Genomic DNA, 2,083 nt, shown 5'->3' on the forward strand with positions numbered 1-2,083 from the left:
CCCGACGGCACCGTCACCGGGGTCGGTGGCTACGCCGTGGGCAACAAGGGCGGCGACCACTTCGCCGTCAGCCGCCGCTGCCGCCACCTCGGCGCCGACCTCGCCGGCGGCAAGATCTCCGCCGACGGCTGCCTGGTCTGCCCCTGGCACCAGTCGGAGTACGACGTCAGCACCGGCCACATGGTCAAGGGCCCGCAGGGCGTCTTCGCCAAGATTCCCGGGCTCGGCACCATGTTCAAGACGCTCACGCGGGTCGTCCCGCTGCGTCGTCGCACGGTCGTGAAGGACGGCACGAACCTGCGCCTGAAGGGCTGACGCCTCACCCGGCCGCGGGGTCGAGGAATCCTCACCGACCCCGCGGCGTTGGGGCGGGCATGACCCTTCAAGGCGAGTACGAGCCCAGCCCGTCCGAGTGGGTGCGCGACCAGGTCGCGCTCTACGAGCGCACCGGAGGGACCGAGGGCAACACCATGCGCGACGTCCCGATCGTGGTTTTCACCTCTCGCGGAGCCAAGTCCGGCAAGCTGCGCAAGACCCCGCTGATGCGCGTCCAGCACGGCGGCACCTACGCCGCGGTGGCCTCGCAGGGCGGCGCCCCCGAGCACCCGGCCTGGTATCACAACTTCGTCGCCGACCCCCGGGTCGACGTGCAGGACGGCCCCGAGCCGATGGAGTACGTCGCCCGCGAGATCACCGGCGAGGAGCGCGCCACCTGGTGGGAGCGTGCGACCGCCGTGTGGCCCGACTACGACGACTACCAGGCCAAGACCGAGCGCGAGATCCCCGTCTTCGTGCTCGAGCCGGTCAGCTGAACCGACCCCCCTCGCTCCGGTCCCGCCGGCCCGCTCAGGTGAGCAGGTCGGTGATCGGGTCGATGGCGAAGTAGATGACGAACAGCACCGAGACCACCCACAGCAGCGGGTGCACCGCTGACACCTTGCCGACCACGAGCTTGATCAGCACGTAGGCCAGGAAGCCCGCACCGATCCCCACGGTGATCGAGTAGGTGAAGGGCATCAGCACGATGGTCAGAAACGCCGGCAGCGCGATCTCGACGTCCGACCAGTCGATCTTGGCGACCTGCTGCATCATCAGGAAGCCGACCAGCACCAGCGCCGGCACCGCGGCCTCCGACGGGATCGCTTCCACGACCGGGGCGAAGAACATCGTGAGCAGGAACAGCGCGCCGGTGACGAGCGAGGACAGGCCGGTGCGGGCGCCCTCGCCCACGCCGCTGGCGGACTCGATGTAGGACGTGTTGGACGAGACCCCGCCGGCACCTCCTGCGATCGCGGCGATCGAGTCGACGACCAGGATCCGCTGCATGTTTGGCGGGGTGCCCTCCTCGTCGTTGAGGCCGGCCTCGGCACCGATGGCGGTCATCGTGCCCATCGTGTCGAAGAAGTCGGCGAGCATGAGCGAGAAGACGAGCAGGAGCGCGGCGATCACACCGATCGACGCGAAGGCGCCGAACAGCGAGAACTGGCCCAGCGTGCCGAAGTCGGGCAGGTCGACGAAGCCATCGAAGCGGGGCACCGTGAGGGCCCAGCCACCCTCGTTCTCGAAGGCCGGACCGAGGTCGAGCACCGCTTCGAGGATCAGTGCCACCACGGTCGCCGACACGATGGCGATCAGGATCGCGCCGCGCACCTTGCGCACCCACAGCGCCACCAGCAGCACGAGACCTCCGGCGAAGACCAGCACCGGCCAGCCCGACAGCGTGCCGGTCGAGCCGAGCTGAACCGGCACCGTGGTGCCGGCGGCGTCGGGGATCCGACTGACGAAGCCGGCGTCGACGAAGCCGATCAGCGCGATGAACAGCCCGATCCCGACCGAAATCCCGACCTTTAGCTGAGTCGGTACGGCGTGGAACACGGCGGTGCGAAATCCGGTCAGCACCAGCACCAGAATGATGATGCCCTCGAGGACCACCAGGCCCATCGCGTCGGCCCAGGTCGACTGGTTGGCGATCGAGAACGCGACGAAAGCGTTGAGGCCGAGCCCGGCTGCCAGGGCCAGCGGGAAGTTGGCCAGCGAGCCCATCAGGATCGTCAGCACCCCCGCCACCAGAGCGGTGCCCGCG

3 protein-coding genes are annotated in these 2,083 nt (G+C 69.2%); 2 read left to right on the forward strand and 1 reads right to left on the reverse strand.

Annotation, left to right across the window (positions count from 1 at the left end; all coding sequences use genetic code 11):
* Nucleotides 1-315, forward strand: a 315-nt coding sequence (locus tag VOI19_RS18570; protein WP_323794424.1) for a Rieske (2Fe-2S) protein, incomplete at its 5' end; no start/stop codon positions are given.
* A gap of 59 nt (nucleotides 316-374) precedes the next feature.
* A complete protein-coding gene (locus VOI19_RS18575) occupies nucleotides 375-812 on the forward strand; it encodes a nitroreductase family deazaflavin-dependent oxidoreductase (protein WP_323794425.1) in 438 nt (145 codons plus the stop codon).
* Between the two features lie 34 nt (nucleotides 813-846).
* Here VOI19_RS18575 and VOI19_RS18580 read toward each other — a convergent pair.
* Nucleotides 847-2,083 (reverse strand): NCS2 family permease (locus VOI19_RS18580; RefSeq protein WP_323794426.1); only part of this gene is annotated, 1,237 nt, incomplete at its 5' end.

The sequence above is a fragment of the Nocardioides sp. genome, assembly GCF_034670285.1.
Lineage (GTDB): Bacteria > Actinomycetota > Actinomycetes > Propionibacteriales > Nocardioidaceae > Nocardioides.

Excerpts from the sequence above, each read along its gene's own strand:
- VOI19_RS18575 (WP_323794425.1), top strand. The coding sequence starts at position 375 with ATGACCCTTCAAGGCGAGTACGAGCCCAGCCCGTCCGAGTGGGTGCGC.